Here is a 26,265-nt window from a genome sequence, read left to right as displayed (position 1 = left end):
ATTCCTTCCTTCTCGAACTTATTCTGCGGCCACAGTTTCTGCGGCCAGACGCTCAGCTTCAAAGCTGCGCAGCGCCTTGGCATAATCACGCGGCATGACCTTGACGAACTTGGCCAGCGCGTTGTCCCAGTCCTCCAGCAGTTCGGCGGCGCGCTTGCTGCCGCTGTGGAGCTTGTGACGTTCGAGCAGAATACGCAGACGTTCCGCATCGTGGCGCAGCATGTCGCCCATGCCCAGATCGTGGACCGAGACGGTGCGCTGCTGCGGACGGCCTGTGCCTTCATCAGCATCGGCTTCGGCGCTGATCGGGAACAGGTCGACCTGAGCCGGATTGACCAGATCGGCAAAGTTGCCCGCCTCATCATAGACATAGGCCACGCCGCCCGACATCCCGGCGGCAAAGTTGCGCCCGGTCTTGCCCAGCACGACCACCACGCCGCCGGTCATATATTCGCAGCCGTGATCGCCCGTGCCTTCGACAACGGCGATCGCGCCCGAATTGCGGACCGCGAAACGTTCGCCCGCCACGCCCGAGAAGAAGGCCTCGCCGCTGATCGCGCCATACAGCACCGTGTTGCCCACGATGATGTTCTGGGTCGGCTCGCGGTTGACGTAGTCCGGCTGCTTGACGATCACGCGACCGCCCGACAGGCCCTTGCCCACATAGTCATTGCCATCGCCCGTCAGCTCCAGCGTCACGCCATGCGCGAGGAAGGCGCCGAAGGACTGACCCGCCGTGCCGGTCAGCGCGATATGGATCGTGTTGTCGGGCAGGCCCGCATGACCATAGCGCTTGGCCACTTCGCCCGAGAGCATCGCGCCGACCGTGCGGTTGACGTTGATGACCTTGCGCTCGATGCGCACGGCCTTGCCCTCGATCAGCGCATCGCTGGCCGCGACGATCAGGTCATTGTCCAGCGCGCCGGCCAGACCGTGATCCTGCGTTTCGCTCCAGTTCAGGCTGGGCGAGATGCCGTCGGGAACCTTGTGCAGCAGGCGCGACAGGTCGATGCCCTCGGCCTTCCAGTGCTGGATCGCACGCTTGGGTTCCAGACGGTCCACGCGGCCCACCATTTCGGCGAGGGTCTTGAAGCCCATCTCCGCCATGATGGCGCGCAGCTCTTCGGCCACGAAGAAGAAGTAGTTGATGACATGCTCAGGCTGGCCGGTGAAGCGCGCGCGCAGCACGGGGTCCTGCGTTGCCACGCCCACCGGGCAGGTGTTGAGATGGCACTTGCGCATCATGATGCAGCCAGCCGCGATCAGCGGAGCGGTGGCGAAACCGAACTCGTCGGCGCCCAGCAGCGCAGCCACCGCCACGTCGCGGCCCGTGCGCAGGCCGCCGTCGGCCTGAACACAGATGCGCGAACGCAGGTTGTTGAGCATCAGCGTCTGCTGCGTCTCGGCCAGACCGATTTCCCACGGCGAACCGGCATGCGTCAGCGAGGTCAGCGGCGAAGCGCCGGTCCCGCCTTCATAGCCCGAGATCGTGACGTGATCGGCGCGCGCCTTGGAAACGCCAGCAGCCACGGTGCCCACGCCCACTTCCGACACCAGCTTGACCGAGATACGCGCGCCGGTGTTCACGTTCTTGAGATCGTGAATGAGCTGCGCAAGGTCTTCGATCGAATAGATGTCATGGTGCGGCGGCGGCGAGATCAGGCCGACACCCGGGGTCGAGTGACGGGTCTTGCCGATGGTCTTGTCGACCTTGTCGCCGGGCAACTGGCCGCCTTCGCCGGGCTTGGCGCCCTGAGCCATCTTGATCTGGATGTCATCGGCATTGACCAGATATTCGCTGGTCACGCCAAAACGACCCGAGGCCACCTGCTTGATCGACGAACGCAGTGAGTCGCCATTATCCAGCGGCTTGAAGCGGATCGGATCCTCGCCGCCTTCGCCGGTGTTCGACTTGCCGCCGATCCGGTTCATGGCGATCGCCAGCGTGGTATGCGCTTCCCAGCTGATCGAGCCATAGCTCATCGCGCCGGTGGCGAAACGCTTGACGATTTCGCTGGCCGGTTCAACCTCGCTGATGTCCAGCGGCTTGTCGGCGCGGCGGAAGTCCAGCAGCCCACGGATGGTCAGGTTGCGCTGGGCCTGATCGTTGATCGTCTCGGCAAATTCCTTGTACTTTTCAGGAACATTGCCGCGAACCGCATGCTGCAGGCTGGCAATATTGGCCGGCGTCCACGCATGCTCTTCGCCGCGGATACGATAGCCGTAGATGCCGCCCACATCGAGCATGTTCTTGTAGATCGGGTTGTCGCCATAGGCCGCCGCGTGACGACGAACGGTTTCTTCCGCGATCTCCTTCAGGCCCGCGCCCTCGATGGTCGTGGCCGTACCGGTGAAGTAAGCGTTGATGAAGCTGCTCGACAGACCGATGGCGTCAAAGATCTGCGCGCCGCAATAGGACTGATAGGTGCTGATGCCCATCTTGGACATGACCTTCAGGATGCCCTTGCCCACCGCCTTGATGTAGTTCTTCTTGACCTGATAACGGTCGAGGGGGAACTCCTTCTTCACGCGGATATCTTCCAGCGTTTCAAAGGCCACATAGGGGTTGATCGCTTCGGCGCCGAAACCGGCCAGAACGCAGAAGTGATGCACTTCGCGCGCTTCGCCCGTTTCCACGACAAGGCCCGCCTGCATACGCAGACCCTGACGCACCAGATGGTGGTGGATCGCGGCGGTGGCCAGCAGAGCGGGCATCGGAATGCGATCCGGACCCTGCGCACGGTCGGACAGGATCAGGATGTTGTGATCGGCCAGCACCGCTTCGGTCGCGGCCCAGCACATTTCCTTGATCGCCTGCTCCAGACCCTCGGCGCCAGCCTTGGCGTCCCAAGTCGTATCGACCGTGGCGGTGCGGAACGCGCCGTCAAGGGCGGCTTCCACGCTGCGGATCTTGGCCACGTCTTCGTTGGTCAGGATCGGCTGGTCGATTTCCAGACGCTTGTGGCTGCCCGCTTCCTTGCCCAGCAGGTTGGGACGCGGACCGATCATCGAGACCAGCGACATCACCAGTTCCTCGCGGATCGGGTCGATCGGCGGGTTGGTCACCTGCGCAAAGTTCTGCTTGAAATAATCATAGAGCAGACGCGACTTGCGCGACAGCACGGCAATCGGCGTGTCGGTGCCCATCGAGCCGATGGGATCATCGCCATTGCGGCCCATCGGTTCGAGGAACTTGGACACGTCCTCCTGCGTATAGCCAAAGGCCTGCTGACGGTCGAGCAGCGTGGTGGTTTCCACCGGCAACTGGGCCAGTTCGGGCTCCACAACATCAAGGTCCTTGATGTTGTACTGGGCCGATTCCAGCCACTCTTCATAAGGCTCGGCATTGGCGAGGCTGGCCTTGATTTCCTCGTCCTCGATGATGCGGCCCTGTTCAAAGTCGATCAGCAGCATGCGGCCCGGCTGCAGACGCCACTTGCGCACGATCTTCTCTTCAGGAATCGGCAGCACGCCGCTTTCCGAAGCCATCACCACCATATCGTCATCGGTGACGAGGAAGCGGGCGGGGCGCAGACCATTGCGGTCCAGCGTCGCGCCGATCTGGCGGCCATCGGTAAAGGCCACGGCGGCCGGCCCGTCCCAGGGCTCCATCAGCGCGGCGTGATATTCATAGAACGCGCGGCGCTTGGCATCCATCAGCGGATTGCCTGCCCATGCTTCGGGGATGAGCATCATCATCGCATGGACCAGCGGATAGCCGCCCGCCACCAGCAGTTCGAGCGCATTGTCGAGGCTGGCCGTGTCGGACTGACCATGCGGAATGATCGGCCACATCTTGTCGAGGTCGGGGCCAAGCAGTTCCGACTGCATCGAGCGGCGGCGCGCATTGATCCAGTTCACATTGCCGCGAACCGTGTTGATTTCGCCGTTATGCGCGATGAAGCGGAACGGATGCGCCAGCTTCCAGCTAGGGAAAGTGTTGGTCGAAAAACGCTGGTGAACCAGACCCAGCGCCGAAACACAGAGCGGATCGGTCAGGTCGGGGTAAAAGCTGCCGACCTGTGTTGCCAGCAGCAGACCCTTGTACACGATGGTACGGGTCGAGATGCTGGGCATATACAGTTCGGTCAGACCCGGCAGACCATGCTTTTCGGCCAGAGCGGCCAGCGGGTTCTGCGTCTGCTTGCGGATCGCCAGCAGCTTGCGCTCGAAGGCGTCCTGATCAGCGCAATGTTCGCCCCGGCCGATGATGCACTGGCGAATCACCGGCATCGATTCGAGCACAGCCTTGCCCAGACCATCGATGTTCACCGGCACATCGCGCCAGCCGATCAGGGTCTGGCCTTCCTTGGCGATGAACTTTTCGAAATATTCGACCACGAAATTGCGGCTGCCCTCATCACGGGGCAGGAAGCACATGGCCACCGCATAATCGCCGGGCTGGGGCAGGGTCAGACCTGCGCCCTTGGCCCAGTCGCGCAGCAGCGCATCGGGGATCTGAATCAGGATGCCCGCACCGTCGCCCAGCAACGGGTCGGCGCCCACCGCGCCGCGGTGGTCAATGTTTTTCAGAATTTCCAGTGCCTGCGTAATAATGGCGTGGCTTTTCTCGCCTTTGATATGGGCAACAAAACCTACGCCGCACGCATCGTGCTCGTTACGCGAATCATAGAGGCCCTGGGGCTCTGGAAATCCCATCGATTATCTATCCCAATCTCGCGCCCTCTGCCGTCTCTCTGGCAGGGCGCAACCTGAACCCGTGTATCTGGAGCGCGAATCCCCTGCCCGCGCAGGCGCGGGGGAGATGACGCATCATGCCCCATGGCGTCAGAACGCAGCTTTTGCAACCGCGAAAGGTCACAAATGGCGTATTTGGCGCGTTTCTGACGAAAGGATTTGCCGTTTACGCGCCATTTGTCGGTGTAATCATGCGCTGCGGCAAGGGGTGGGGAAATTATTTAACGTCGCGCAGCGAGGCCAGCGCGGCACGCAGCGCATCGCCCGTACCATCGGGGGCAGAGGCCAGAACAGGCTCGCAAGTGGTTGTTTTGGTTTCCTGCGAGGCGTTCTGATGGCGCTGCAAGGCGCGCGCGAGCCGTTCGAGCAGCTCAACATGGCTGAGCGAATCGAGCGAGGCCGAGGCAATATGTTCAGCAGCGCTGGGCCCTTCGAGCGTCAGCGAAGGGAAACCCGCGCAGGTCTTGGATGCGGGCGGCATGACGGGCGTTGCTGCGATGGGCTCCGCTGCGATAGGAGCCGCCTCGAGAGCGGCGACTCCGGCGCCCACCATTTCCAGCACAGCCAGCTCCACCGGAGCCCGCTCGGCTACGGGGGCCGCCATGGGGGCGTCAAAAGCGGTGATCGATTCGGTCACCGGCTCCACCGGTGCGGCGTCGATCTTGAAAAAGCGGAAGGGCTGAATGACCGGCGCTTCGGCCTCAGGCTCGATCCTGGCCGACTCGATCTTAGCCGGCGCGGCTTCCTGCGGCGCGTCGATGGCCGTCTGCTCGGTTTCCACTACCGCCTGCTCGATAACCGCCTTTTGGGGCTTCCAGTCCCACGAGGGTTCTTCGGCCGGGGGCGGGGGCGGGGGCACGTCATGCAGCACCTGCCACGTTTCGGCCACCGGCGGGGGCGGTGCATAGCTGGGGCCCGAGACCGTTTCGGCCATCTGCGGCCCGGAGGCGGCGGTTTCGGCGACGTCCTGTTCGGACGGCTCATTGTCGAAACCATGCGCGCCCAATTCGGCATGGGCCTGAATCGGCTGGCGCGCGGGGAAATCGGGGTGAGAATCGGCGCTGCGGCGGCGCAGCGGAGCCGAATCGCGAGTCTTTTCGCGGCGGGCCTGCTGCCACGCGGTCTGCGAAAAGGCCTTGCGCGGGGCCAACAGCCGTACCGCCGCCCAGCCCAGCAAAGCGCCCACCAAGCCAAAAGCCACCGCCAGCAACAGCCGGGCCGTTGTCCCCAAGGGGGGCGTCGCCATTGGCAGGATCAGGTCAAGCTGAGCGGAAAGCACGATGCGCTCGATCAGCTCTCCGCGAACTGCCAGCGTCGAAAGCGCGAAGGTAGCCGCCAGCCACACCGGCACAACCGTGGCGAACAACGGATGTTGGGTGATGCCTTGCCAGCCCTGTCCCGCAGAAGTGTGCTTCGTTGCCAAAGTCGCGCCCTTACGTCCTGCCCGTTGCGTGTCCGGAGTTTGCTTTCCCCGCGTATTCCGGGGCGAATCGGGGTATCATGCCGCCTCGCTTGCCGAATTTACACCATTAACGGGTGCCAGCATTTGGTAAACATTGAGATAACGCTTGGCATTGGTTGCCCAGTCATGCGCATTTTCCACATGAGAGCGCCCCGCCGCAAGCCTTTGCGGCCAGTTTGAGCGATCCGAAAGCAGCCCGGCCAACGCTTTTGCGCAGGCGGCCGGATCGTCGGGTGTGAACAGGGTGCCCGTTACGCCGTCGCTCATCAATTCGCGGTGGCCACCCACATCGCTGGCCGCCACCAGCTTGCCCTGCGCCATCGCTTCCAACGGCTTCAAAGGCGTGACCAGATCGGTCAACCTGCTCTTTTTGCGGGGATAAGCCATGATGTCGCACAGCGCATAGTAACGCTCGACCTGTGAATGGGGCACGCGGCCCATGAAGCGGATCGCATGGGCCGCGCTCGACCCTGCGGCGCGCTCGCGCAGCGCCGCTTCCATCGGCCCGCCGCCCACCAGCAGCAGGCGCGCGTCCGGATGGACCGCGATCAGGCCCGGCATCGCGTCGATCAGATCGTCAATGCCTTCGTAATCATAAAAGCTGCCGATAAAGCCGATCACCGGCCCGTCGCCCAGCCCCAGTTCGTCGGCCAGCGCGGATTCGCGCGCCACCGGCTGGCCAAACATGGCCAGATCGACGCCATTGGGCATGATGGTGATTCGCGCCGGATCATTGCCCCGCGCGATCAGATCGTCCTTCAGCCCCTGACAGATCGTGACTACCGCGTCCGCGCCGCTCACTACGTGATTTTCCAGAGTGCGGGTCAGCCTGTATTTGATGTCGCCCGCGCGCCCGGTGCCATTGCCTACGGCCGCATCCTCCCAAAAGGCGCGGATTTCATAGACCAGTGGAATGCCCAGTTTCTTTGCCACGCGCAGCCCCGCCATCCCGCACAATGCGGGCGAGTGAGCATGCAGCACATCGGGCCGCCATTCGCGGCAAACCTGCTCCACCGCGCGGGAAAAAGCGCCGATTTCGCGCCATTCGCGCAGGCCCGCCGGGCCTTTGGCCTCGCCGCGAGTGCGGTAAAAGGTCAGCCCCTCGGCTTCTTCGCAATCCGGGCCATCGGCATAATGGCGCAGCCCCGTGACGCCGCGCACCTCCAGCCCAAGTCCCTCCTGCGCCTTGAGAATGGCGCGGGTGCGGAACGTATAGCCGCTGTGCAGCGGCAGCGAATGGTCAAGCAGGTGCAGGATGCGTGTCATGGCGCATTTCCTAGGTGATAAAGGCTTAACGTCCCGTCAACTGCTGCTTGCTATGGCTTTGCAATAAGGCCTCGACGCCGCCGATTCTTGGCTGAATCCATGAAGGGCGAAGTAAAGGCAAAGAGGGCATCTCTTCGATGATTGACTATTTCTCGATCGCCTTGACTCATGGACTTCTGGTGCTGGTCTGTCTGCGCCTGTTGATGCGCGCCGATCTCGACCGTGACCCCGCGCCCGAGGAAGAAGTGCCGTTGGAAGCCGAGCCCGAGAAGAAGGCCAAGTGGAGGGTGCGCCGTGCTTGATCTTTTCCTCACCGGCTTTGTCGGTCTGATCCTGCTGATGGGGCTGCGCCGCCCGTTTATCTGGGTGCTGGCGTTCCTCTATGTCGATATCGTCGCGCCGCAAAAAATCTCCTATGCGCTGCTCACCAATGTTCAGCTTTCGCTGGTGGTGTTCTTTCTTGCGGTGGTCGGCTGGCTGTTTTTCGACAACAAACAGGGCGCGCGGGTCAGCGGCCGTCAGGTGCTGATGCTGCTTTTGCTGATCTATTGCTATTTCACCACGCAATCGGCCGATTTCCCGGTCGAGGCGGCGGATAAATGGTCGTGGGTGTGGAAGTCGCTGGTCTGGGCGATGTTCCTGCCACTGGCTCTGCGCACGCAATTGCGCATCGAGGCCGCCGCGCTGGTGATGGTCCTGTCGGCCGCCGCGCTGATCCTTGACGGCGCGCTGAAAACCATGGCGGGCGGTGGCGGCTATGGCACGCTCAAGCTGTTCATCAATGATAATAACGGCCTTTATGAAGGCTCGACCATTTCCTGCGTGGCGATCGCGATCATTCCGCTGGCGCTCTGGCTGGCGCGTGACGGCACGATCTTTCCCGCCAACAGCCGGACGCGCCTGTTCGCCTATGGGCTGGCCTTTGCCGGTCTGCTGATCCCCATCGGCACCGAGGCGCGCACGGGCCTGCTCTGCGCGGGTTTGCTGGCGGTGCTGATGATGCGGGCGGTGAAATATCGCTGGCTCTATGTCGGCGGTCTGGTGCTGGCGGCCTTGCTGGTTCAACCTTTGCTGCCCAACAGCTTCTCCAACCGCATGGGCACGATCCAGAACAACCAGTCCGACCAGTCGGCGGCAACCCGTCTGGCGGTGTGGAAATGGACGATCAATTATGCCGCCGAACATCCCTTTGGCGGCGGTTTCGACGCCTTCCGCGGCAACAAGCTGGAGATCGTGACCAGCGAGGACGATGGTTTCGGCAGCAATTCAACCAAGATCATGGATCAGGGGCGCGCTTTCCACTCGGCCTATTTCGAAATGCTGGGCGAGCAGGGCTGGCCGGGTCTGGCGCTGTGGCTGACGCTGCAGATCAGCGGTTTGATCCAGTTGGAAGGCGTGCGCCGCCGCCTGCGCAAGAGCGAGGCTCCGTCGGACCGTCGCTATGCCGATCTGGCGCTGGCGCTTCAGCAAGGGCACTTCGTCTATCTGTTGGGCGCGGCGTTTGTGGGCATTGCCTTCCAGCCCTTCGTTTACATGCTGATCGCGCTTCAGATCGCGCTGGTGCAACAGGTGCGGCGCAAGACTGCGCCCGTGGCCGTGGCCCATCGCCAGATGCAGGTGCCGGGCAAAATGACGGCCGGCTCTTCGACGACTCCCGGCGCCCCGGCCGGCGCCAACTGAACGCCGGAACATGGGGGCGGCGTTGATGGACAGGACGCAGCAGGCCGCCGCCCTGCCCGGCGCGCGGGCGCTGGCGCCCCAGCTTGATGCGCTGACGGGGCTGCGCGGGCTGGCGGCATGGTATGTCGTGCTGTTCCACACCCGCGTCACGCTGAAGGCCACGGTGGGACCGATGGTCTATGGTTTTCTCAGCCATGGCTATCTGGCGGTCGATCTGTTCTTCATCCTGTCGGGCTTTGTGCTGTGGCATTCCTGCGCGGATAATCCGGCCTATCGGGGCGCGCGGGGCATGGCGCGTTTCTGGCTGCGGCGGATCGCGCGGATCTGGCCTTTGCATATGGTTCTGCTGGGCGGCTTTGTCGCGCTGGTGGGGATGCTGGCGGCCACGGGGCGCGATATTGCCTTCTATCGCTGGGGTGAATTGCCGCTTCATGTGTTGCTGATGCAGAATTGGGGCATGACCATCGGGCTGATGTGGAATGAACCGGCATGGTCGATTTCCTGCGAATGGGCCGCCTATCTGCTGTTTCCTTTTACGGTGATGGCCGCGCCATGGCGGAATTGGTCAACCGGCGCGCTGGTGCTGCTGGGCTGCGGCTTGCTGGCGGGGCTGTGGGCCTATTTCGCGCTGCATGGCTCGGACGATTATCTGGGCTTTGAAATCCAGCGCACGGGCCTGATGCGTTGTCTGCTTGAGTTCTGGACCGGCAATGTGCTGCGGATGTTGTGGGCGCGCTGGCGCGATGTGCCCGATATCTGCACCGGGGCCTGGGCGGCGATGATCGCGCTGCTCGAAGGGGGCGTGGTGCTGCATCTGCCCGAGGCGTCCTATGTGCCGGGCGTCTTTGCCGCGCTCATTCTGGCGCTCTCGCTGGAGGATCGCACGCCTGCGCGCCTGCTGCGTTCAGGCCCGCTGCACTGGCTGGGCGAGATCAGCTATTCGACCTATCTGTCGCATTTCCTGCTGTTTATCGTCTTCAAGATGCTCTTCGTCGGCCCCGATCTGACGGTGGGGCTGGGCAAGCTGGGCCTGTTTCTGATGATCGTGCTGGCGGCCTCGGCGGCGCTCTACCGGCTGGTGGAAAAACCGGCGCAGCGTTGGCTGCTGCGCCGGGGAGAAGCGCGTTTAGCGGCCTGAGCGGCCCAGCACCAGATCCATGGCCGTGGCAAAGGCCCGCGCATTGTCGGGGTGAACCATCAACAGGTCGCTCTGTTCGCGCGGCAGGCTGTGGACGATTTCCAGCGGCTTGTCCTCGTAATGCAGCGCGTCGAGCCAGTCATAGCTGTTGAACATGCGGATCGGCACATAACCGGCGGCCACGAAGCGGTCGAAGAGCGCGGGCCATGCGCCATCCTCGGCCGGCGTGGCCTCGACCGCCAGCGTCGGGCGGCGGGAAAAGCGGTCGATCTGGTCGAGGAACTGGTTCAGCACCGGCACTTCGGCGCCCTCGATGTCGATCTTGATGAACGAGCAATCGGCGCATTCCTGCGCGCTCAGCACCTGATCGAGCGGCATGGCCCGGACCTTGGCCCCGCCGGTGCGATGCGCGCCGGGCAACAGGCTGGTCATGCCGATGTTGCTTTGCGGTCCTTCGTAAATGGTCAGCTCGCCCGCCTGCGCGGCCACGGCGCAGCCGCGCACATCCACATTGGTGGCACCGTTGCGGGCGCTGTTGGCCCGCCCATATTCGGCCAGACGCGGCAGCGCCTCGACCGCGATCACCCGCCCGTCAGGTCCGGCCAACTGGCTGAACATCAACGTATAATAGCCGATATTCGCGCCAATATCGACGATCACCGTCCCCGGCTCGATCAGATGTTTCATCAGCGCCGTCATATGCGGTTCCCACAAGCCGAAATGCAGGATGCTGGCCTGAATGAGATCGCCCGCCTCGCAATCGAAACTGGCGCCAAACACGGTGGTGGCGCGGCTGCGCGGAAAGAAGCGGTTGTACACGCGCTTGTAAAAACGCAGCAAGGTGCGCTCGCCCCAAGGCACGCTGGCAATGGCTTTGAGCACAAGGCCCGGATTGGGTTTTAATTCTTTCGCGGCGATGCTGGTGCCGCCCATTGCCAAGGAAACAGCCACGTCACTCTCCTGTTCTTAGGTGAGGACGTGGCTATCATGGGTGTATTTACTGGTGTAGACTCGTTAACCATCCCGCATTTTTACTGTGCCGAATCGTAACACGGGCCTTTTTACTTGGAATGGTGTCGAATCAACGCGATGCGTGCGCGGCCATCCATTCCTCGACCACCGGAGCAATTCTTCCACGCCATTTGCTGCCGTTAAATATGCCGTAATGGCCCACGCTTTCGGCCAGCAGATAGCGCTTGTTGGCCTCGGGCAGGTTATGCGCCAGCGTCAGCGCGGCGCGAGTCTGGCCGATGCCGGAAATGTCGTCGCGCTCGCCCTCGACCGCCAGCAGCGCGGTGTCGGTGATCGCGCCCAGATCGATCGGCTTGCCGCGATGGACAAATTCGCCCTTGGGCAGCGAATGCTTCTGGAACACATGCTCGATGGTCTGCAGATAGAAATCCGAGGTCATGTCGCAAACGCTGCGATATTCCTCATAGAAACCCTTGGTCGAATCCGCGCTGTCGCCATCGCCTTCGACCAGATGCTTGAACATCTGCCAATGGCTCATCATGTGCGAATGCAGGTTCATGCTGATGAACCCGGCCAGCTGCAGGAAGCCGGGGTAAACCTTGCGCCCCGCGCCGGGGTAATGCAGCGGAACCTGCGCAATCACATGATGCTCGAACCAGCTGAGCGGCCGGGTGACGGCCACGTCATTGACGCTGGTGGGCGCCTCGCGCGTGTCCACCGGGCCGCCCATCAAGGTCAAGCTCAGCGGGCGGCAGGGGTGCTTGTTGGCGCCCATGATTGCCGTTGCCGCATAGGCGGGCACCGAGGGCTGGCACACGGCCAGCATATGGGTGTTCGGACCGATGAATTCGAGATAGCCGATCAGATAGTCGATATAATCGTCCAGATCGAAGCGCCCGGCCTCCATCGGCACCATCTTCGCATCGGCCCAGTCGGTGATGTAAACCACCGCGCGTTCCATCATCCGCGCCACCGTCCCGCGCAGCAGCGTGGCATAGTGCCCGCTCATCGGCGCGACGATCAGCAGTTTGGGCGCATCGGCGGGCAGGCCGTCATGGCTGAAGCGCAGGAGATTGCCAAAGGGGCGGTGCTGCACAATGGCCTCGGTCACGCCATGCGAGACGCCATCGACGGTCACGGTCTCAATGTCGAAATTGGGTTTGCCCCGCGGCATGGCGGCGTGGGAAAAAACATCCAAAGCCGACGCCATCACCTGTCCCAGACCCAGCGCCGCCATCGGATTGGCCGGATTCGTCAACGTTTCGGCCATCACCGAGGCCCAGGCGCTGGCGCCTGAAAGAAGGCTGCGTTGCATTTCATAAGCGTTGTATAACATCAACTTATCCTTTGCGCGGCGTCATAGAGGGGGAATACGCCAACGTCTTGTTGTCATACATATCGCCATATTCCTTCAATGTTGCAATCCGACCATGGCTTACTATTCAGTAGTCGGAGCAATATGACGGCCTCTTCTTGCTAACCATTCTTCGCTTGCCCGGTTCCAAACCGCCTAAAAATCCTATAGGGCGCTGGCCCATGTCTGCGAGCCAAGCTGAAGCCCCCGTTTCCCCCGCCCCCATGGCATCTGGCGCGCCAGATGGCGCTTCTGGCGAGGAGGCCGTTTCCCCCAAGCCGTCGAAGGATCTGGGCCCGCTGCGCATGGTGTGGCGCGCGGCGGTGGCCTATCCGGGGCGGCTGGCGATGGCGGGGGCGGCGCTGATCGTCACCTCGGCCACCACGGCCAGCGTGCCCTGGGGCTTCCGGCAGGTGGTGGACAAGGGCTTTTCGCGCGGCAGCGATCCGGCCACCATCGACCGCTGGTTTGAAACCCTGCTGGCCATGGTGGTGGTGCTGGCCATCGGCACGGCGGTGCGCTTCTTCAACGTCTCGTGGCTGGGCGAGCGCGTGGTGGCCGATGTGCGCCTCGCGGTTCAGCGCAACCTGCTGCGCCAGCCCCCCAGCTTCTTTGAGGAAAACAGCCCCAAGGAAATTTCCAGCCGCATGACCGCCGATACCGCGCTGATCGAACAGGTGGTGGGCACGACGGTGTCGGTGGCGCTGCGCAATGCGATCACGGCGATTGTCGGCATTGCGATCCTTTTCTTCCTCGCGCCCAAGCTGACCGGGATGCTGGTGATCGCCATTCCGGTGGTGGTGGGGCCGATCGTGTGGTTTGGCCGCCGCCTGCGCCGCGAATCGCGATCCAGCCAGGACCGCATCGCCGACATCGGCGCGATGGTGACCGAGGTGCTGGGTGCGGCGCGCATCGTGCAGGCGTTTAATCAGGAAGTGCGCGAGAGCGACCGGTTCGCCGCCGCCGTTGAGCGCAGCTTTGGCACGGCGCTGCGCCGGATCAAGATCCGCTCGACCATGACCAGCGTGGTGACGCTGTTGGTGCTGGGTTCGCTGGTGCTGCTGATGTGGCGCGGGGCGGCGGGCGTGGCCAGCGGCGAGATTTCGGGCGGGATCATCGCCCAATTCGTGCTGACCGGCGCGCTGGTGGCGGGGGCCTTTGGCTCGCTGACCGAGGTGTATGGCGATCTGGTGCGTGCGGCGGGGGCTGCGAGCCGCCTGTCGGAATTGCTGAATGAACGCCCGGCGATTGCGCCGCCTGCCAAGCCGATTGCACTGCCGAGCCCTGCGCGCGGCCAGATCAGTTTTGAGAATGTGACCTTCCGCTATCCCACCCGCCCTGAAGTGGCGGCGCTGGCCAATTTCGATCTCAAGGTCGAGCCGGGCGAGACGGTGGCGATTGTCGGCCCTTCCGGGGCTGGCAAATCGACAATCTTCCAACTGGCCGAACGGTTCTATGATCCGCAGGGCGGGGCGATCAAGCTGGATGGCGTGCCCTTGACCGGCGCCGATCCGGCGGAAATCCGCCAGCGCATGGCGCTTGTGCCGCAGGAAGGCGTGTTGTTTGCCGCCAGCGCGCGCGACAATCTGCGCTATGGCAATTGGGGCGCGTCTGACGAAGCGATCTGGGAGGCTGCCCGCGCGGCCAATGCCGAGACCTTCCTGCGCGATCTGCCGGAGGGGCTGGACACGTTCCTTGGCGAAAACGGTGCGCGCCTGTCGGGCGGCCAGCGTCAGCGGATTGCCATTGCCCGCGCGGTGCTGCGCGATGCGCCGATCCTGTTGCTGGACGAGGCCACATCGGCTCTGGACGCCGAAAGCGAGCGTCTGGTGCAGGATGCGCTCGACCATCTGATGCAGGGCCGCACCACCCTGGTCATCGCCCATCGTCTGGCCACCGTGCGTCAGGCCGACCGCATCGTGGTGATGGAGGGCGGGCGCATCGTCGAGCTGGGCCGCCACGAGGAACTGACGCAGGCGGGCGGACTTTATGCCCGCCTTGCAAGTTTGCAATTTGACGAACGCGCCTTTGCAGGCGAAGCGTAATTTCCTCCTCTCTCGCGAATTTTAAGGACATCTCATGCCCTTGCTAGTCACCGCCATCCTGCTCGGCATTGTCGAAGGTCTGACGGAATTTCTGCCTGTGTCCTCCACGGGCCACCTGATCCTTGCCGCCAAGCTGTTCGGCTATGACGATGCGCAATGGTCGGTGTTCAACATCGTGATCCAGCTGGGCGCGATTCTGGCCGTGGTGGTGCTGTATTGGCGCACGTTCTGGGCGGTGGGTCTGGGGCTGATTCGCGGCGAAAAGACCGCGATCCAGTTCGTCATCAACCTGCTGGTGGCCTTTATCCCGGCGGTGGTGCTGGGGCTGATCTTCAAGAAGAAGATCGACATCCTGCTCGAAAGCCCGCTGGTGGTGGCATGGGCGCTGGTGGTGGGCGGCGTGGCGATCATCGCCATCGAACGCTTTGCCAAGGGCGGCGATTATGTCGGCATCGGCCAATTGCCGGTGTCCAAGTGCTTTGGCGTGGGGCTGATGCAATGTCTGGCCATGGTGCCGGGCGTGTCGCGTTCGGGCGCGACGATCATGGGCGCGCTGTGCATGGGCATCAACCGTTCGACGGCGGCCGAATTCAGCTTCTTCCTTGCCATTCCCACCATGCTGGGCGCGACCGTGCTGCAATTGGCCAGCCATCGCCATGAACTGGCCGCCGGAACCTCGGCTGTGGGCTTTACCGAGATCGCGGTGGGCTTTGGCGTGTCCTTTGTGGTGGCGCTGGCCGTCATCAAGGGTTTTGTCACCTATATCAGCCGCCGTGGTTTTACGCCTTTTGCGATCTATCGCATCATCGCGGGCGCGGTGGCGATCTATGCGCTGGGTCATGTGGGGTGATGTTGGTGCCGGGGGAAATCGTGGATGCGATTTCCCAACTGACAAAAAGACGCATAAGTGTTTCAGCAGGTTTGTAGTATCCTGAGCCGGAAAGGATTCGCGCGATGACCCTGCTTGCCCTTTTGCTGATCGGTGCTGTTGTCGGCCTGTTGACCGGAGCCTTGCTGCGCCGCGTGGGTTTGATCACCCGGCTGGCCGATATGGGTTTTGGCCTGATTGGGGCCTTTGTGGTGGGGGCCATGGGCTCCGGCGCGCTGTTGCAGGGGCTCGACCCCACCTATGCCGCCTTTGCCGCCGCAGGGGCCGCAGGGCTGGTTGTGCTGATTCATGTCGCCTCGGCGCTGCTTCGGCCGGTTCACGCCAAATATTACAAGCGCCGATAGGCAAGTCGCGCTTGACTCTGCGCCCCGGCTAAAGCATGGGGCCACCCTCTTGTTGGGCGGCGCATAAGGTGCCGCTTGGCTCATGTGAATTTTGCCCTGGTTGGCGCGCCGCTGTTTCAGCGATGCAAGGACCGGGTCTGGAACAATTAGGAAAGTGTCATGGCAAAGCCCGCAACCGTCAAGATCCGTCTGGTTTCCAGCGCCAACACCGGCTTCTTCTATGTGACCAAGAAGAACCCGCGCAACACCACGGAAAAGTTCAGCTTCCGCAAGTATGATCCCGTTGCCCGCAAGCACGTGGAATTCAAGGAAGCCAAGATCAAGTAAGATTCGAGCGATATAAGATTCACGGGCGGTTCAAGCCGGCCTCGCTATAAGTGCGGGCATGAACAAAGCTCAGATCTTATCGAATCACTTGGCGCCGCGTCGCAAGATGCTGTGCCTGGCCATGGGGCTGCTGGTTGCGGGACCGGCGGCCCTTTCGCTTGTGGCCCCAACCCCCGCGATGGCCAATGCCGGGGCCAATGGCTCGGCGCAGGTCGATCAGGCCGTTGCCGCCCTGCGCGGGATCGAGACGCTGCGCGCCAATTTCGTGCAGCGGTCCGATTCCACCGGCCAGCAGGTGACCGGCGTGCTGAGCCTGAAACGGCCCGGCAAGATCCGCTTCCAATATCAGCGCGGCTATCCGGTGCTGATCATTTCGGACGGCAAGGCGCTGACCATTGTCGATTCGGAGGTCAAGCAGACCCAGCGCTGGCCGATCGGCAAGAGCCCGATGGGCGCGCTGCTGAACCCGGCCAAGGACGTGGCGCAATATGGCACGCTGATGCCCAGCCTCGATCCCAATGTCACCAATATCCGCGTGACCGACCGCATGCACCCCGAATATGGCGTGATGACGCTCAGCTTTGCCCATAAGGCCGGTGTGCCGGGCGGGCTGGAGCTGGTGGGCTGGCAGACGATGGACGCTCAGAATCGGCGGACCACGATTATCCTGTCAGGTCATCAATATGGCGTGGATCTGGGCGACGACCTATTCAAATATCTCGACATCAGGCCCAATTCCCGCCGCTGATACGCTTAAATTTCATTGTTGTGACAATCTGCGACAATGCTGGCGATCTCGTTCATAGGGCAGCAAGGCAAGCGGGCCTATACCGGTTTTCGACAAGACGGACGAGCCGGTGGGTTTTCCCCCCTGTTGCCCACCCCTCTCAATGAGATCCGCCTGTCAGCGTGACGAACGCACACACGGACCCTCGCTCCCCATGCCCCCGGGGAGCGAGGGTTTTCTTTTTATCGCAACCGGGCATTAAGCCTTTGCCTCGGTTCCGTCTGATGTTCTAAAGCCCTGCGCCATGATCTCTATCGCCACTTGGAACATCAACTCGGTGCGGCTGCGTATGCCGCTGGTCGAACGCTATCTGAAAGAGCATGGGCCCGATGTCCTGTGCCTTCAGGAAATCAAGACGGTGGCGGAATTGTTCCCCGCGCAGGCCTTTGCCGATCTGGGCTACACCTATCAGGCGGTGCATGGGCAAAAGGGCTATCACGGCGTGGCAACGGTTGCCCGCATCCCTTTTACCGAAGTCTCGCGCTATGACTGGCAGGCCAATGGCGAGGCCCGCCATGTCGGCGTCCGGCTGAGCGACAGCGGCGTGGTGGTCGAAAATGTCTATATTCCGGCGGGCGGCGATGAACCGGACCGCACGATCAACCCCAAGTTCGGGCAGAAGCTCGATTTTCTTGCCCGCATGACCGAGTGGGCGGGCCGGATTGCCGATCCCACGCTCATCCTTGGCGATTTCAACATCGCGCCCTTGGAAAGCGATGTGTGGAGCCACAAGGCGCTGCTCAAGGTGGTCAGCCATACGCCGATCGAGGTCGAGACGCTGGCCCGTTTTCAGGCCGCGCATGATTTCGTCGATATCGGCCGCCAGTTGATCGCCGCGCCCGAGCGTTATTATTCCTGGTGGTCCTACCGCGCCAAGGACTGGCGCGTGAATGACAAGGGCCGCCGCCTCGACCATATCTGGGGTTCGCCCAGCGTGGCTGCGCAGGCCCGCGCGCACCGCGTGTTCGAGGACGCGCGCGATTGGACCCAATGCTCCGACCACGTGCCGCTGATCACCGAGTTCGATCTGTAATGAGCGCGACGCGGCGGGTTGCGCGGGCGCTGGACGCGCTGCGCCATGGCTGGGCGGTGCGGGTGGGGCCTTGGGTGTTGCTGCCGGCGGAAACCGGCTTTGGCGCCGATGTGTCCGCGCGCCGGATGCTGATCTCCGCCGCGCGGGCCACCACGCTTAAACTGGCCAACCAGCGCGATGCGGCAGAGCCGGAAAGCCCGGTGCTGATTCGCGGGGCCGAAGGGTTCGATCTGGCGCTGGCCCGTGCGATGGGCGATCCGGCGCTCGATCTGGCCAACCCGCTCAAGGGTCCGTTTTTGGCCGAGCCGATTGCCGATCATGACAGCGCGGTGGCCGCGATGGAGCTGGCCAGGCTGGCCGGTGTCCTGCCCGCCTTCCTCGTCGATCCCACGGGCGTGGAGGAGGCGCAGGAGGTGTCCGCCGCCGATCTGGAGGACTGGAAAGACCCGCGCCATCTGAGCATCGCCAGCCGCGCGCGCCTGCCCGTTTCGGTGTGCGAGAGCGCCGAAATCGTCGCTTTCCGTGCGCTCGATGATCTGCGCGAACATGTCGCCCTCGTGCTGGGGCGGCAGAGCGCGGATCGGGTGCCGCTGGTGCGGCTCCATTCCGAATGTCTGACGGGCGATGTGCTGGGCAGTCTGAAATGCGATTGCGGGCCGCAACTGGACGCCGCGCTGGCGGCGATGGCGGATGAGGCCAATGACGGCGGCTGGGGCGTGCTGCTCTATCTGCGTCAGGAAGGGCGGGGCATTGGCCTCGTCAACAAGCTGCGCGCCTATCAGCTTCAGGATCAGGGCTTTGACACGGTGGATGCCAACCAGCGGCTTGGCCTGCCCAATGAGGCGCGCGATTTTCCCGTGGCGGCGCGGATGCTCGAATTGCTGGGCGTGCATGGCATAAGGTTGATGACCAACAATCCGGCCAAGGTGGAAACGCTTAAGTCCGTGGGCGTCAATGTGATCGAGCGTGTGGCCCATGCCTTGCCCGCCAATCCGCATAATGCGCGCTATCTGGCCACCAAAAGGGACCGTTCGGGCCATTTCCTTTGATGAAGCCGGTTCATAGGCTCTATCGAAGTCCCCTGATTATCGAACGGGTTTGAATGGCGTATAACTCCGGGCAATCAATGCCGGGAGGATAAGTCATGCCCAAGCTCACCGTGAACGGTCAAAGCCGCGAGGTGAAGGCCTCACCCGATACGCCGCTGCTCTATGTGCTGCGCGGCGAGCTGGAGGTGATGACGCCCAAATTCGGCTGCGGGCTGGCGCAATGCGGGGCCTGCTCGGTACTGGTCGATGGCGAGGAGATGCGCGCCTGCATCACGCCCATCGGGTCGCTCGATGGCAAGGAAGTCACCACGGTCGATGGCCTGCCCGCGCGGTGGAGCAAGCAGAAGGGCCTCGCGCACAACCCCGACCGCCTGCATCCGGTGCAGCAGGCATGGGTCGATGAACAGGTACCCCAATGCGGCATCTGCCAGTTTGGCATGATGATCAAAGTCACCGAACTGCTTGAGCATAACCCCAAGCCCAGCGATGCGGACATCAAGGCGGCGCTGACCACATCCGGCCCTTCGCCGCATCTATGCCGCTGCGCGTCCTATGCGGCGATTCTGGACGGGGCGCATCGCGCGGCCAAACTCATGGCAGGGGAGGCGTAAGATGGCCGACATTATGGAAACCCCCGGAGATTTCGACATTCACGGTGCATCCCTCTCCCGCCGTGGCTTTATCGGCGCGGGCGGCGTGCTGCTGGTCATGCTGGGCCTTCCTGCAGGTCGAGCGAACGCCCAAACCAACTCGCTCGACGCCGCCAAACCGGCAAGCTGGATCGAGATCCACGCCGACTCCACCGTGACCATGCGCACCGGCAAATGCGATTTCGGGCAAAGCTCGATCTACACCGCCTATCGCCAGATCGTGGCCGAGGAACTGGGCATGGGGGTCGAGGCGATCACAACCGTCATCGCGGGCGACACCGACCGCACCCCCGATGGCGGCGGCACCTTCGGCCTGTTGCGCAATGCCTCGGTCAATATGCGCAAGGCCGCCGCCTATACGCGCGAGGCGGTGCTGGAACTGGCCGCCCAGCGTTTCGGCGTGGCGCGCAGCGCTCTATCCATCAGCAAGGGCGTGATTTCCGGCGGCGGCAAGAGCGCGACCTATGGCGAACTCATCTCCGGCCAGACCCTGCGCCTGACGATCCCGGTCGAAGGCTCGCTGACCGATTTTCGCGGGCTGGTGGTAACGGGCAATCCGCCGATGAAAAATCCCAAGGATTATACCGAGGTCGGCAAACCCATTCTCAACCCGATCATCGCCCCCAAGGTTTCGGGCAAGACGCAATGGGTGGGCGATGTGAAGCTGCCCAATATGCTCCACGCCCGCGTGATCCATCCCGCCACGCTTGGTTCTACGCTCGTTGCTGCCGGCAAGCTGGACCCCGCGCAATATCCCGGCGCGCGATTGGTTCAGGTCGGCAATCTGCTGGCGGTCGTCTCGCCCGACGAATGGCAGGCGGTGCAGGCCGCGCAGGTGGTCGCCGCTGACACCAAATGGAGCGACTGGGCCGCATTGCCCACCTCCGAAAAACTGGCGAATCATCTGCGCACCAAGGTGGACTGGAGCATCGTGCCCCCCACCAAGGGCGCCAGCAAGGGCGACACGGCGACCCCGGCAGCCAGGCACCACAGCGGCGCCTATTTCATGCCCTTCCTCAAACATGCCCCCATCGGTCCCTCGGTCTCGCTGGCCGATGTGCGGCCCGATGGCTCGGTCATGCTCCACACCCATACGCAGAACGCCCAGTTCCTGCGCGCCGCCATCGCCAAAATGCTCTCTGTCGGCGAGGATAAGGTCGTTATCCGCACCTATCCGGGGCCGGGTCATTTCGGGCGCTCCAATGGCGGCAATGCCGGGTCCGAGGATGAGGCGGTGCTGCTGTCGCGCGCGCTGGGCGTGCCGGTGCGGGTGCAATGGATGCGCCACGATGATATGGGCTGGTCCACGCAAAGCTCGGCCATGGTGGCCGATATCGCCATCGGCCTTGGGCCGGACGGGCGGATGCTGACCTATCAGGCCACCCATTCCGGCCCGCCGATGCAGGATGACCGCCCGATCGGCGCGCTGCTGGCCGGATTGCCGACCATTTCGGCGCCCACGCCCGACAATCCCTCGCCGATCCACACGGCCAAGATGGGGATTGCCGACCGCTGGATCTATGGCGCGGTGCCCCATGTGTCGGAAACCGGGCGCGGCACATTCCAGATCGGCGAGCATGAATCGCCTTTGAAAGTCGGCCTGCGCGACCATTCGATGCGCACGCCCATTCAGTTCCAGCAGAATTTCCCCCGCGAGGTGGCAATCAGCGAGGCGGCCATGCTGGCGGGCAAGGACGCGCTGCAATTCCGCATCGACCATACCGAGGACCCGCGCGTCCGGGCCGTGCTGGAGCGGCTGCGCGTCGAATCAGGCTGGGACAATCGCCCATCGCCCGCCGCCAAGGCCAAGGGCGCGAAGGTTTTGCGCGGACGCGGCGTGTCGATGATGCTGCGCGACAATGGCTATTGGGCCTGCGCGGCGTTTCTGGCCGTCACCCCGGCCACGGGCGAGGTCAAGGTCGAGCGCATGGTGCTGGTGGCCGATCCGGGCATTGTGGTGAACCCGCTGCAATTGCGGCGTCAGGCGCAGGCCGGGTGCCTGATGGGCATTTCCGAGGCGCTGCATGAAGAGGTCAGCTTTGACACGGGCGCCGTCACCAGCCTCGACTGGTCAACCTATCCGATCCTGACGGCGGCCGAGATGCCCGATTTGAAAGTCGTGATTGCGCCCTATGCCGGGGCCGATGTCTATGGTCAGGGTTCGGAAAGCGCCAATGCGCTGGCCGCGCCCGCGATGGCGGGGGCGTTTCTGGATGCCACCGGGCGGCCTGCGCGACGCATCCCGCTGCGGCCGGAATACGTCAAGGCGATGCTCGCCTAATCCCGATACCGAAGGGCCTCGACCAGCAAGGCAAAAGCCGGCGAGGCCTGACGGCGGCTGGGGTAATAGAGGTGGTATCCGGCAAAGGGCGGGCACCAGTCCTCCAGCACCCGCACCAGACGGCCCGATGCCACGCTGTCATGCACGATGTCGTCCACCGTCATGGCCAGCCCCATGCCCGCCTCGGCGGCCTGCAGCACCATGCTTGATCCGCCAAAGGTCAATTGACCCTCGACCCGGACATTCATCACGCGGCCCTCTTTTTCAAATTCCCACGCATAGAGGCCCCCGCTGCTGGCCATGCGCAGGTTGATGCAATTGTGCTGGGCCAGATCCTGTGGGGTCTGGGGGATGGGATGGCGGGCGAAATAGTCGGGCGACCCCACACAGGCCATGCGCAGCGAAGGCCCGATGCGCACCGCGATCATGTCGCGCGCAATCGCCTCGCCCAAGCGGATGCCCGCGTCGAAACGCTCCTCGACAATATCGACAAAGCCATTGTTGATGCTGACCTCGACATGGATGTCGGGATATTGCGGCAGGATGCGGCGCAGGGCGGGCCAGAGCAGCGTTTTGGCTGCATGTTCAGAGGCGGTGATGCGGATATTGCCCGCAGGCCGCTCGCGCATCTGGGTGATCTCGCCGATCCCGGCGCTGATCTGATCGAGCGCGGGGCCGATCACAGCCACCAGCCGCTCGCCCGCCTCGGTGGGCGAGACCGAGCGCGTGGTGCGCGTCAGCAGGCGCACCCCCATCTTGGCCTCCAGCCGTCGCATCGTGTGGCTGAGCGCGGATTGCGACACGGCAAGCTTGGCCGCCGCGCGGGTAAAGCTGCGTTCCTCGGACACCACCAGAAAGGCTGCCAGATCGGCCAGATCGGTGCGATCAACCGCCATGCTTCCTCTCCTTGCCGTTCAACCCCAGACAGGCATAGGCCGCGATGCCGCCAAAGGCGATGGTCAAGGCCATCGGGCGCGGGGTGCCATCGGCGAAAAAGCTGATCAGGGCCGATCCGACCATGCCGCTGCCATATTGGGCCGCGCCCATCATGGCCGAGACGGACCCGGCATGACGGGGATGCTGGGCCATGGCGCGGGCCATCGAATTGGCGACGATCAGGCCCGATGCGGCGACAAACACGAAACAGCATAGCGCCAGAGCGACCATCCCGCCCCAGTCTGTGGCCGCCACAATCGCCATGCCCAGCCCAGAGGCCGCCGCCAGCCCCACGCCCCAGCGCATCAGCGCCCAGCCGCCATAAAGCGGCAGGAGCCGCACATTGGCCATATTGGCAGCCATAATGCCCAGGATGCCAAGGCCGAACACCACGCCAAAGCCTTGGGCGGGAACATGGTGATAGGTGATGAAGGCCAGCGGGCTGCCCGCGACATAGGCATAGACGCCCACGTAATAGAATCCGCCGATCAGCGCGCAGGACAGCACCCGCCGGTCCACCGCCAGACGGCGATAATCGCCAAAGGCCTGCATCAGCCCGGCCTGTGAACGCCGCTCTACCGGCAGCGTTTCGAGGATCGTGGCAAGGCCGATCCCGGTGAGAATGCCTACCGCCACCAGCAGCCAGAAAATCGCCCGCCAGCCCGCCCAGAGCAGGATTTGCCCGCCCAGCAAAGGCCCGACCAGCGGGGCAATCGCCATCACCGTGATCAGCGTGGAGAGCATCTGGCCCGATTTTTCCGGGCCATAAAGATCGCGCACCATCGCGCGCGACAGCACCACCCCGGCGCAGGCGCCGACCGCCTGAACCATGCGCCAGCCAATCACCGCCGCCGCCGATCCGGCCATGGCGCAGCCCGCCGAGCCGATCACGAAGAGCACGAGGCCAATCGCAATCGGCCGCTTGCGGCCAAAGCGGTCGCCCGCCGGACCCCAGAACAATTGGCCGGAGGAAAAGCCCACCAGATAGGCCGCGATGGTCCATTCCATCGCGCCGGGGCCGACATGAAACGCGCGCGCCATCGTCGGCATCGCGGGCAGATAGAAATCGGTCGAGATCGAGGCAAAGCCCATCAGCGCGCATAGCACCGCCATCAGTCGCAGCGGATTCTGGCGCTCGATCTCGACCGGTTGACTCACAGGCCGGTCATCGCTTCGGCCGCCGGGGTATAGCGTGCGCCATGGACCTCGATCCCGGCAAGCAGCAGGCCGATCTGGGCCAGATCGGTGTCGGACAGGGTGATGTCCGCCGCGCCAAGGTTTTCCTCCAGACGGTGCAGCTTGGTCGTGCCGGGGATGGGGACGATATAAGGGCGGCGGGCCAGCAGCCATGCCAGCGCGATTTGGGCCGGGGTGGCGTCATGCTGGGCGGCGATGGCCTTCAGCCCCTCGACCAGCGCCAGATTGGCGGCCATGGCATCGGCCTGAAAACGCGGCAGGGTGGCGCGGAAATCGCCCTGCGACACGTCCGAGGTGCTGGTGATCGCGCCGGTCAGGAAGCCTTTACCCAGCGGCGAATAGGGGACAAGCCCGATGCCCAGTTCGTCGCAGGCGTCCAGAATGCCATTGCTCTCAACCTGCCGCGTCCAGAGCGAATATTCGTTTTGCAGCATGGCGACAGGTTGCACTGCATGGGCGCGGCGCAGGGTAGCGGCAGAGGGTTCACTCATGCCGAAATGCTTGACCTTTCCCTGCGCGATCAGGTCGCGCACGGTTCCGGCGACATCCTCGATCGGCACATTGGGATCGACGCGGTGCTGGTAAAACACATCCAGCGCATCGACGCGCAGGCGCTTGAGCGAGGCTTCGGCCACGGCGCGGATGCGGTCGGGGTGGCTGGAAACACCGCGCATTGCGCCGGTTTCCGGGTCGATGTCGAAGCCGAACTTGGTGGCGATGGTTACCTGACCCTTGAAGGGTTCGAGCGCCTCGCCCACGGTTTCCTCATTGGTCCATGGACCATAGACTTCGGCGGTGTCGAAGAAGGTCACGCCGCGCTCGACCGCGGCGCGGATCATGGCGACGCCGTCCGTGCGTGAGAGCGTGTTGGCATAGCCGAAATCCAGCCCCATGCAGCCATAGCCAAGGGCGGAAACTTGCGGGCCGTTCAGGCCAAGCTGGCGGATTTTCATAAGCCGGTCACTCCGAAAGGGTGGGGTATGACGGGGCATTTAGCCCAAACGGCTTATGAGGATTAGCAGGGGATGGCGGCATGCGGTTATGAACAAGTTTCATGAAAGGTGAGGGAACCTTTCCCACATGCCGCCTTGGGTAATCAAAGGCCCATCAGGCGCCGGTTGAGATCGCGATCCTCGCCGCCCGCGGCGAAATCGTCGAAGGCATGCTCGGTGACCGGGATGATGTGCTTGGCGATGAAGGGAGCGCCTTCGGCCGCGCCCACTTCGGGGTGCTTCAACGCGCATTCCCATTCCAGCACGGCCCAGCCGGCATAGTCATACTGCGCCATCTTGCTGAAGATCTGGCCGAAATCGACCTGACCATCGCCAAGGCTGCGGAAACGGCCCGGACGGTTGACCCAGCTCTGATAGCCGCCATAGACGCCGCTGCGGCCCGACGGGCGGAACTCGGCATCCTTCACATGGAAGCACTTGATGCGTTCGTGGTAAATGTCGATAAACTGGAGATAATCCAGACATTGCAGCACGAAATGCGACGGATCATACAGGATGTTGGCGCGCGGGTGGTTGTTCACGCGCTCAAGGAACATCTCGAAGGTCACGCCATCGTGCAGGTCTTCGCCCGGATGTAGTTCGAAGCCGATATCGACGCCGTTTTCATCGAACACGTCAAGGATCGGCTTCCAGCGGCGGGCCAGTTCGTCAAACGCATCCTCGACAAGGCCGGCGGGACGCTGGGGCCAAGGGTACACATAGGGCCATGCCAGCGCGCCGGGGAAGGACGCATGGGTGGTCAGGCCGAGGCGCTGCGAAGCCTTGGCGGCAAAGTGCATCTGCTCGACCGCCCAAGCCTGACGCGCGGCGGGGTTGCCGCGCACGTGCTCGGCGGCGAAACCGTCGAATTGCGCGTCATAGGCGGGGTGAACGGCAACCAACTGACCCTGCAAATGGGTCGAAAGCTCGGTGATCTCCAGCCCCTTGTCGGCGAGCATCCCCTTGATGTCGTCGCAATAGGTCTGGCTTTCCGCCGCCTTGGCCAGATCGAACAGGCGCCCGTCCCAGCTCGGGATCTGGATGCCCTTATAGCCCAGCCCCGCCATATAATCGGCAATGGCGGGCAGCGAATTGAACGGCGCAGCATCGCCCGCGAATTGCGCGAGGAAAATGCCGGGGCCTTTGATGGTCTTCATAAAGCGGT

General features: G+C 63.4%; 21 protein-coding genes. 12 read left to right on the top strand and 9 right to left on the bottom strand.

The features are described from left to right. Positions 1 to 18: 18 nt before the first annotated feature. The 3 genes from gltB to GGR38_RS19845 all read right to left on the bottom strand — a co-directional run bounded on the left by gltB (position 19) and on the right by GGR38_RS19845 (position 7,426). A complete protein-coding gene (gltB, locus tag GGR38_RS19855; RefSeq protein ID WP_183627995.1) occupies positions 19 to 4,659 on the bottom strand; it encodes a glutamate synthase large subunit in 4,641 nt (1,546 codons plus the stop codon). Between the two features lie 256 nt (positions 4,660 to 4,915). Beyond that, positions 4,916 to 6,121, bottom strand: coding sequence for a hypothetical protein (locus tag GGR38_RS19850; protein WP_183627993.1), 1,206 nt, complete (start codon positions 6,119 to 6,121; stop codon positions 4,916 to 4,918). A gap of 75 nt (positions 6,122 to 6,196) precedes the next feature. Continuing rightward, the gene (locus tag GGR38_RS19845) at positions 6,197 to 7,426 is read right to left on the bottom strand and encodes a TIGR04063 family PEP-CTERM/XrtA system glycosyltransferase (RefSeq protein ID WP_183627990.1); all 1,230 of its coding nucleotides are present in this window, start codon (positions 7,424 to 7,426) and stop codon (positions 6,197 to 6,199) included. Positions 7,427 to 7,563: 137 nt separating this feature from the next. On the opposite strand from GGR38_RS19845, the gene GGR38_RS19840 reads away from it, so the two are divergent. The 3 genes from GGR38_RS19840 to GGR38_RS19830 are packed head-to-tail and all read left to right on the top strand — an operon-like array spanning position 7,564 to position 10,244. After that, positions 7,564 to 7,728, top strand: a complete 165-nt coding sequence (locus tag GGR38_RS19840) for a hypothetical protein (RefSeq protein WP_172340181.1) — start codon at positions 7,564 to 7,566, stop codon at positions 7,726 to 7,728. Next, positions 7,721 to 9,106: a DUF5935 domain-containing protein gene (locus GGR38_RS19835; protein ID WP_183627988.1), complete on the top strand. Its 1,386-nt coding sequence runs from the start codon at positions 7,721 to 7,723 to the stop codon at positions 9,104 to 9,106. Before GGR38_RS19840 ends, GGR38_RS19835 begins: the two co-directional genes overlap by 8 nt. Positions 9,107 to 9,131: 25 nt before the next feature. Continuing rightward, positions 9,132 to 10,244: an acyltransferase family protein gene (locus tag GGR38_RS19830; RefSeq protein WP_183627986.1), complete on the top strand. Its 1,113-nt coding sequence runs from the start codon at positions 9,132 to 9,134 to the stop codon at positions 10,242 to 10,244. On the opposite strand, the gene GGR38_RS19825 is transcribed toward GGR38_RS19830, so the two are convergent. Together GGR38_RS19825 and GGR38_RS19820 are read right to left on the bottom strand one after the other, a co-directional pair. Continuing rightward, on the bottom strand, positions 10,233 to 11,195 hold the full coding sequence (locus GGR38_RS19825) for an FkbM family methyltransferase (RefSeq protein WP_183627984.1): 963 nt from the start codon (positions 11,193 to 11,195) through the stop codon (positions 10,233 to 10,235). The two genes, GGR38_RS19830 and GGR38_RS19825, sit on opposite strands and share 12 nt — an antisense overlap. A 130-nt stretch (positions 11,196 to 11,325) precedes the next feature. Next, positions 11,326 to 12,552 carry a polyhydroxyalkanoate depolymerase gene (locus GGR38_RS19820; protein WP_183627982.1) on the bottom strand — a complete coding sequence of 409 codons (1,227 nt, stop codon included), beginning with the start codon at positions 12,550 to 12,552 and terminating at the stop codon, positions 11,326 to 11,328. 200 nt (positions 12,553 to 12,752) lie between these two features. Between GGR38_RS19820 and GGR38_RS19815 the strand changes: the two genes are divergently transcribed. From GGR38_RS19815 to GGR38_RS19775, 9 genes are all read left to right on the top strand, one after another. Next, positions 12,753 to 14,615: an ABC transporter transmembrane domain-containing protein gene (locus GGR38_RS19815; protein WP_183627980.1), complete on the top strand. Its 1,863-nt coding sequence runs from the start codon at positions 12,753 to 12,755 to the stop codon at positions 14,613 to 14,615. Between the two features lie 34 nt (positions 14,616 to 14,649). Next, positions 14,650 to 15,465, top strand: coding sequence for an undecaprenyl-diphosphate phosphatase (locus GGR38_RS19810; RefSeq protein WP_183627972.1), 816 nt, complete (start codon positions 14,650 to 14,652; stop codon positions 15,463 to 15,465). 104 nt (positions 15,466 to 15,569) lie between these two features. Next, positions 15,570 to 15,848 carry a hypothetical protein gene (locus GGR38_RS19805; protein ID WP_172340188.1) on the top strand — a complete coding sequence of 93 codons (279 nt, stop codon included), beginning with the start codon at positions 15,570 to 15,572 and terminating at the stop codon, positions 15,846 to 15,848. Positions 15,849 to 16,007: 159 nt separating this feature from the next. After that, positions 16,008 to 16,175 carry a 50S ribosomal protein L33 gene (gene rpmG / locus GGR38_RS19800; RefSeq protein ID WP_168603399.1) on the top strand — a complete coding sequence of 56 codons (168 nt, stop codon included), beginning with the start codon at positions 16,008 to 16,010 and terminating at the stop codon, positions 16,173 to 16,175. Positions 16,176 to 16,281: 106 nt separating this feature from the next. Next, the gene (locus GGR38_RS19795) at positions 16,282 to 16,923 is read left to right on the top strand and encodes a LolA family protein (RefSeq protein ID WP_183627970.1); all 642 of its coding nucleotides are present in this window, start codon (positions 16,282 to 16,284) and stop codon (positions 16,921 to 16,923) included. A 283-nt stretch (positions 16,924 to 17,206) separates the two neighbouring features. After that, positions 17,207 to 17,995, top strand: a complete 789-nt coding sequence (locus tag GGR38_RS19790) for an exodeoxyribonuclease III (RefSeq protein WP_183627968.1) — start codon at positions 17,207 to 17,209, stop codon at positions 17,993 to 17,995. After that, complete coding sequence (gene ribA / locus GGR38_RS19785) at positions 17,995 to 19,044, top strand: GTP cyclohydrolase II (RefSeq protein WP_183627966.1); 1,050 nt, start codon at positions 17,995 to 17,997, stop codon at positions 19,042 to 19,044. Before GGR38_RS19790 ends, ribA begins: the two co-directional genes overlap by 1 nt. A gap of 95 nt (positions 19,045 to 19,139) precedes the next feature. Further along, on the top strand, positions 19,140 to 19,655 hold the full coding sequence (locus GGR38_RS19780; RefSeq protein WP_183627964.1) for a (2Fe-2S)-binding protein: 516 nt from the start codon (positions 19,140 to 19,142) through the stop codon (positions 19,653 to 19,655). A gap of 1 nt (position 19,656) precedes the next feature. Next, a complete protein-coding gene (locus tag GGR38_RS19775; protein ID WP_183627962.1) occupies positions 19,657 to 21,975 on the top strand; it encodes a molybdopterin cofactor-binding domain-containing protein in 2,319 nt (772 codons plus the stop codon). On the opposite strand, the gene GGR38_RS19770 is transcribed toward GGR38_RS19775, so the two are convergent. The 4 genes from GGR38_RS19770 to GGR38_RS19755 all read right to left on the bottom strand — a co-directional run bounded on the left by GGR38_RS19770 (position 21,972) and on the right by GGR38_RS19755 (position 26,257). Next, positions 21,972 to 22,871, bottom strand: a complete 900-nt coding sequence (locus GGR38_RS19770; protein ID WP_183627961.1) for a LysR family transcriptional regulator — start codon at positions 22,869 to 22,871, stop codon at positions 21,972 to 21,974. The two genes, GGR38_RS19775 and GGR38_RS19770, sit on opposite strands and share 4 nt — an antisense overlap. After that, entirely contained in the window at positions 22,861 to 24,069 is a 1,209-nt protein-coding gene (locus GGR38_RS19765; RefSeq protein WP_343059180.1) for a multidrug effflux MFS transporter, read from the bottom strand. The genes GGR38_RS19770 and GGR38_RS19765 overlap by 11 nt, the downstream gene beginning before the upstream one ends. Next, on the bottom strand, positions 24,066 to 25,061 hold the full coding sequence (locus GGR38_RS19760) for an aldo/keto reductase (protein WP_183627959.1): 996 nt from the start codon (positions 25,059 to 25,061) through the stop codon (positions 24,066 to 24,068). The genes GGR38_RS19765 and GGR38_RS19760 overlap by 4 nt, the downstream gene beginning before the upstream one ends. 143 nt (positions 25,062 to 25,204) lie before the next feature. Then, positions 25,205 to 26,257 carry a sugar phosphate isomerase/epimerase family protein gene (locus GGR38_RS19755; protein WP_183627957.1) on the bottom strand — a complete coding sequence of 351 codons (1,053 nt, stop codon included), beginning with the start codon at positions 26,255 to 26,257 and terminating at the stop codon, positions 25,205 to 25,207. Positions 26,258 to 26,265: the final 8 nt, after the last annotated feature.

This window comes from Novosphingobium sediminicola (assembly GCF_014196525.1).
Taxonomy (GTDB): Bacteria; Pseudomonadota; Alphaproteobacteria; order Sphingomonadales; family Sphingomonadaceae; genus Novosphingobium; species Novosphingobium sediminicola.
This window is presented reverse-complemented; position numbering and strand designations above follow the sequence as displayed.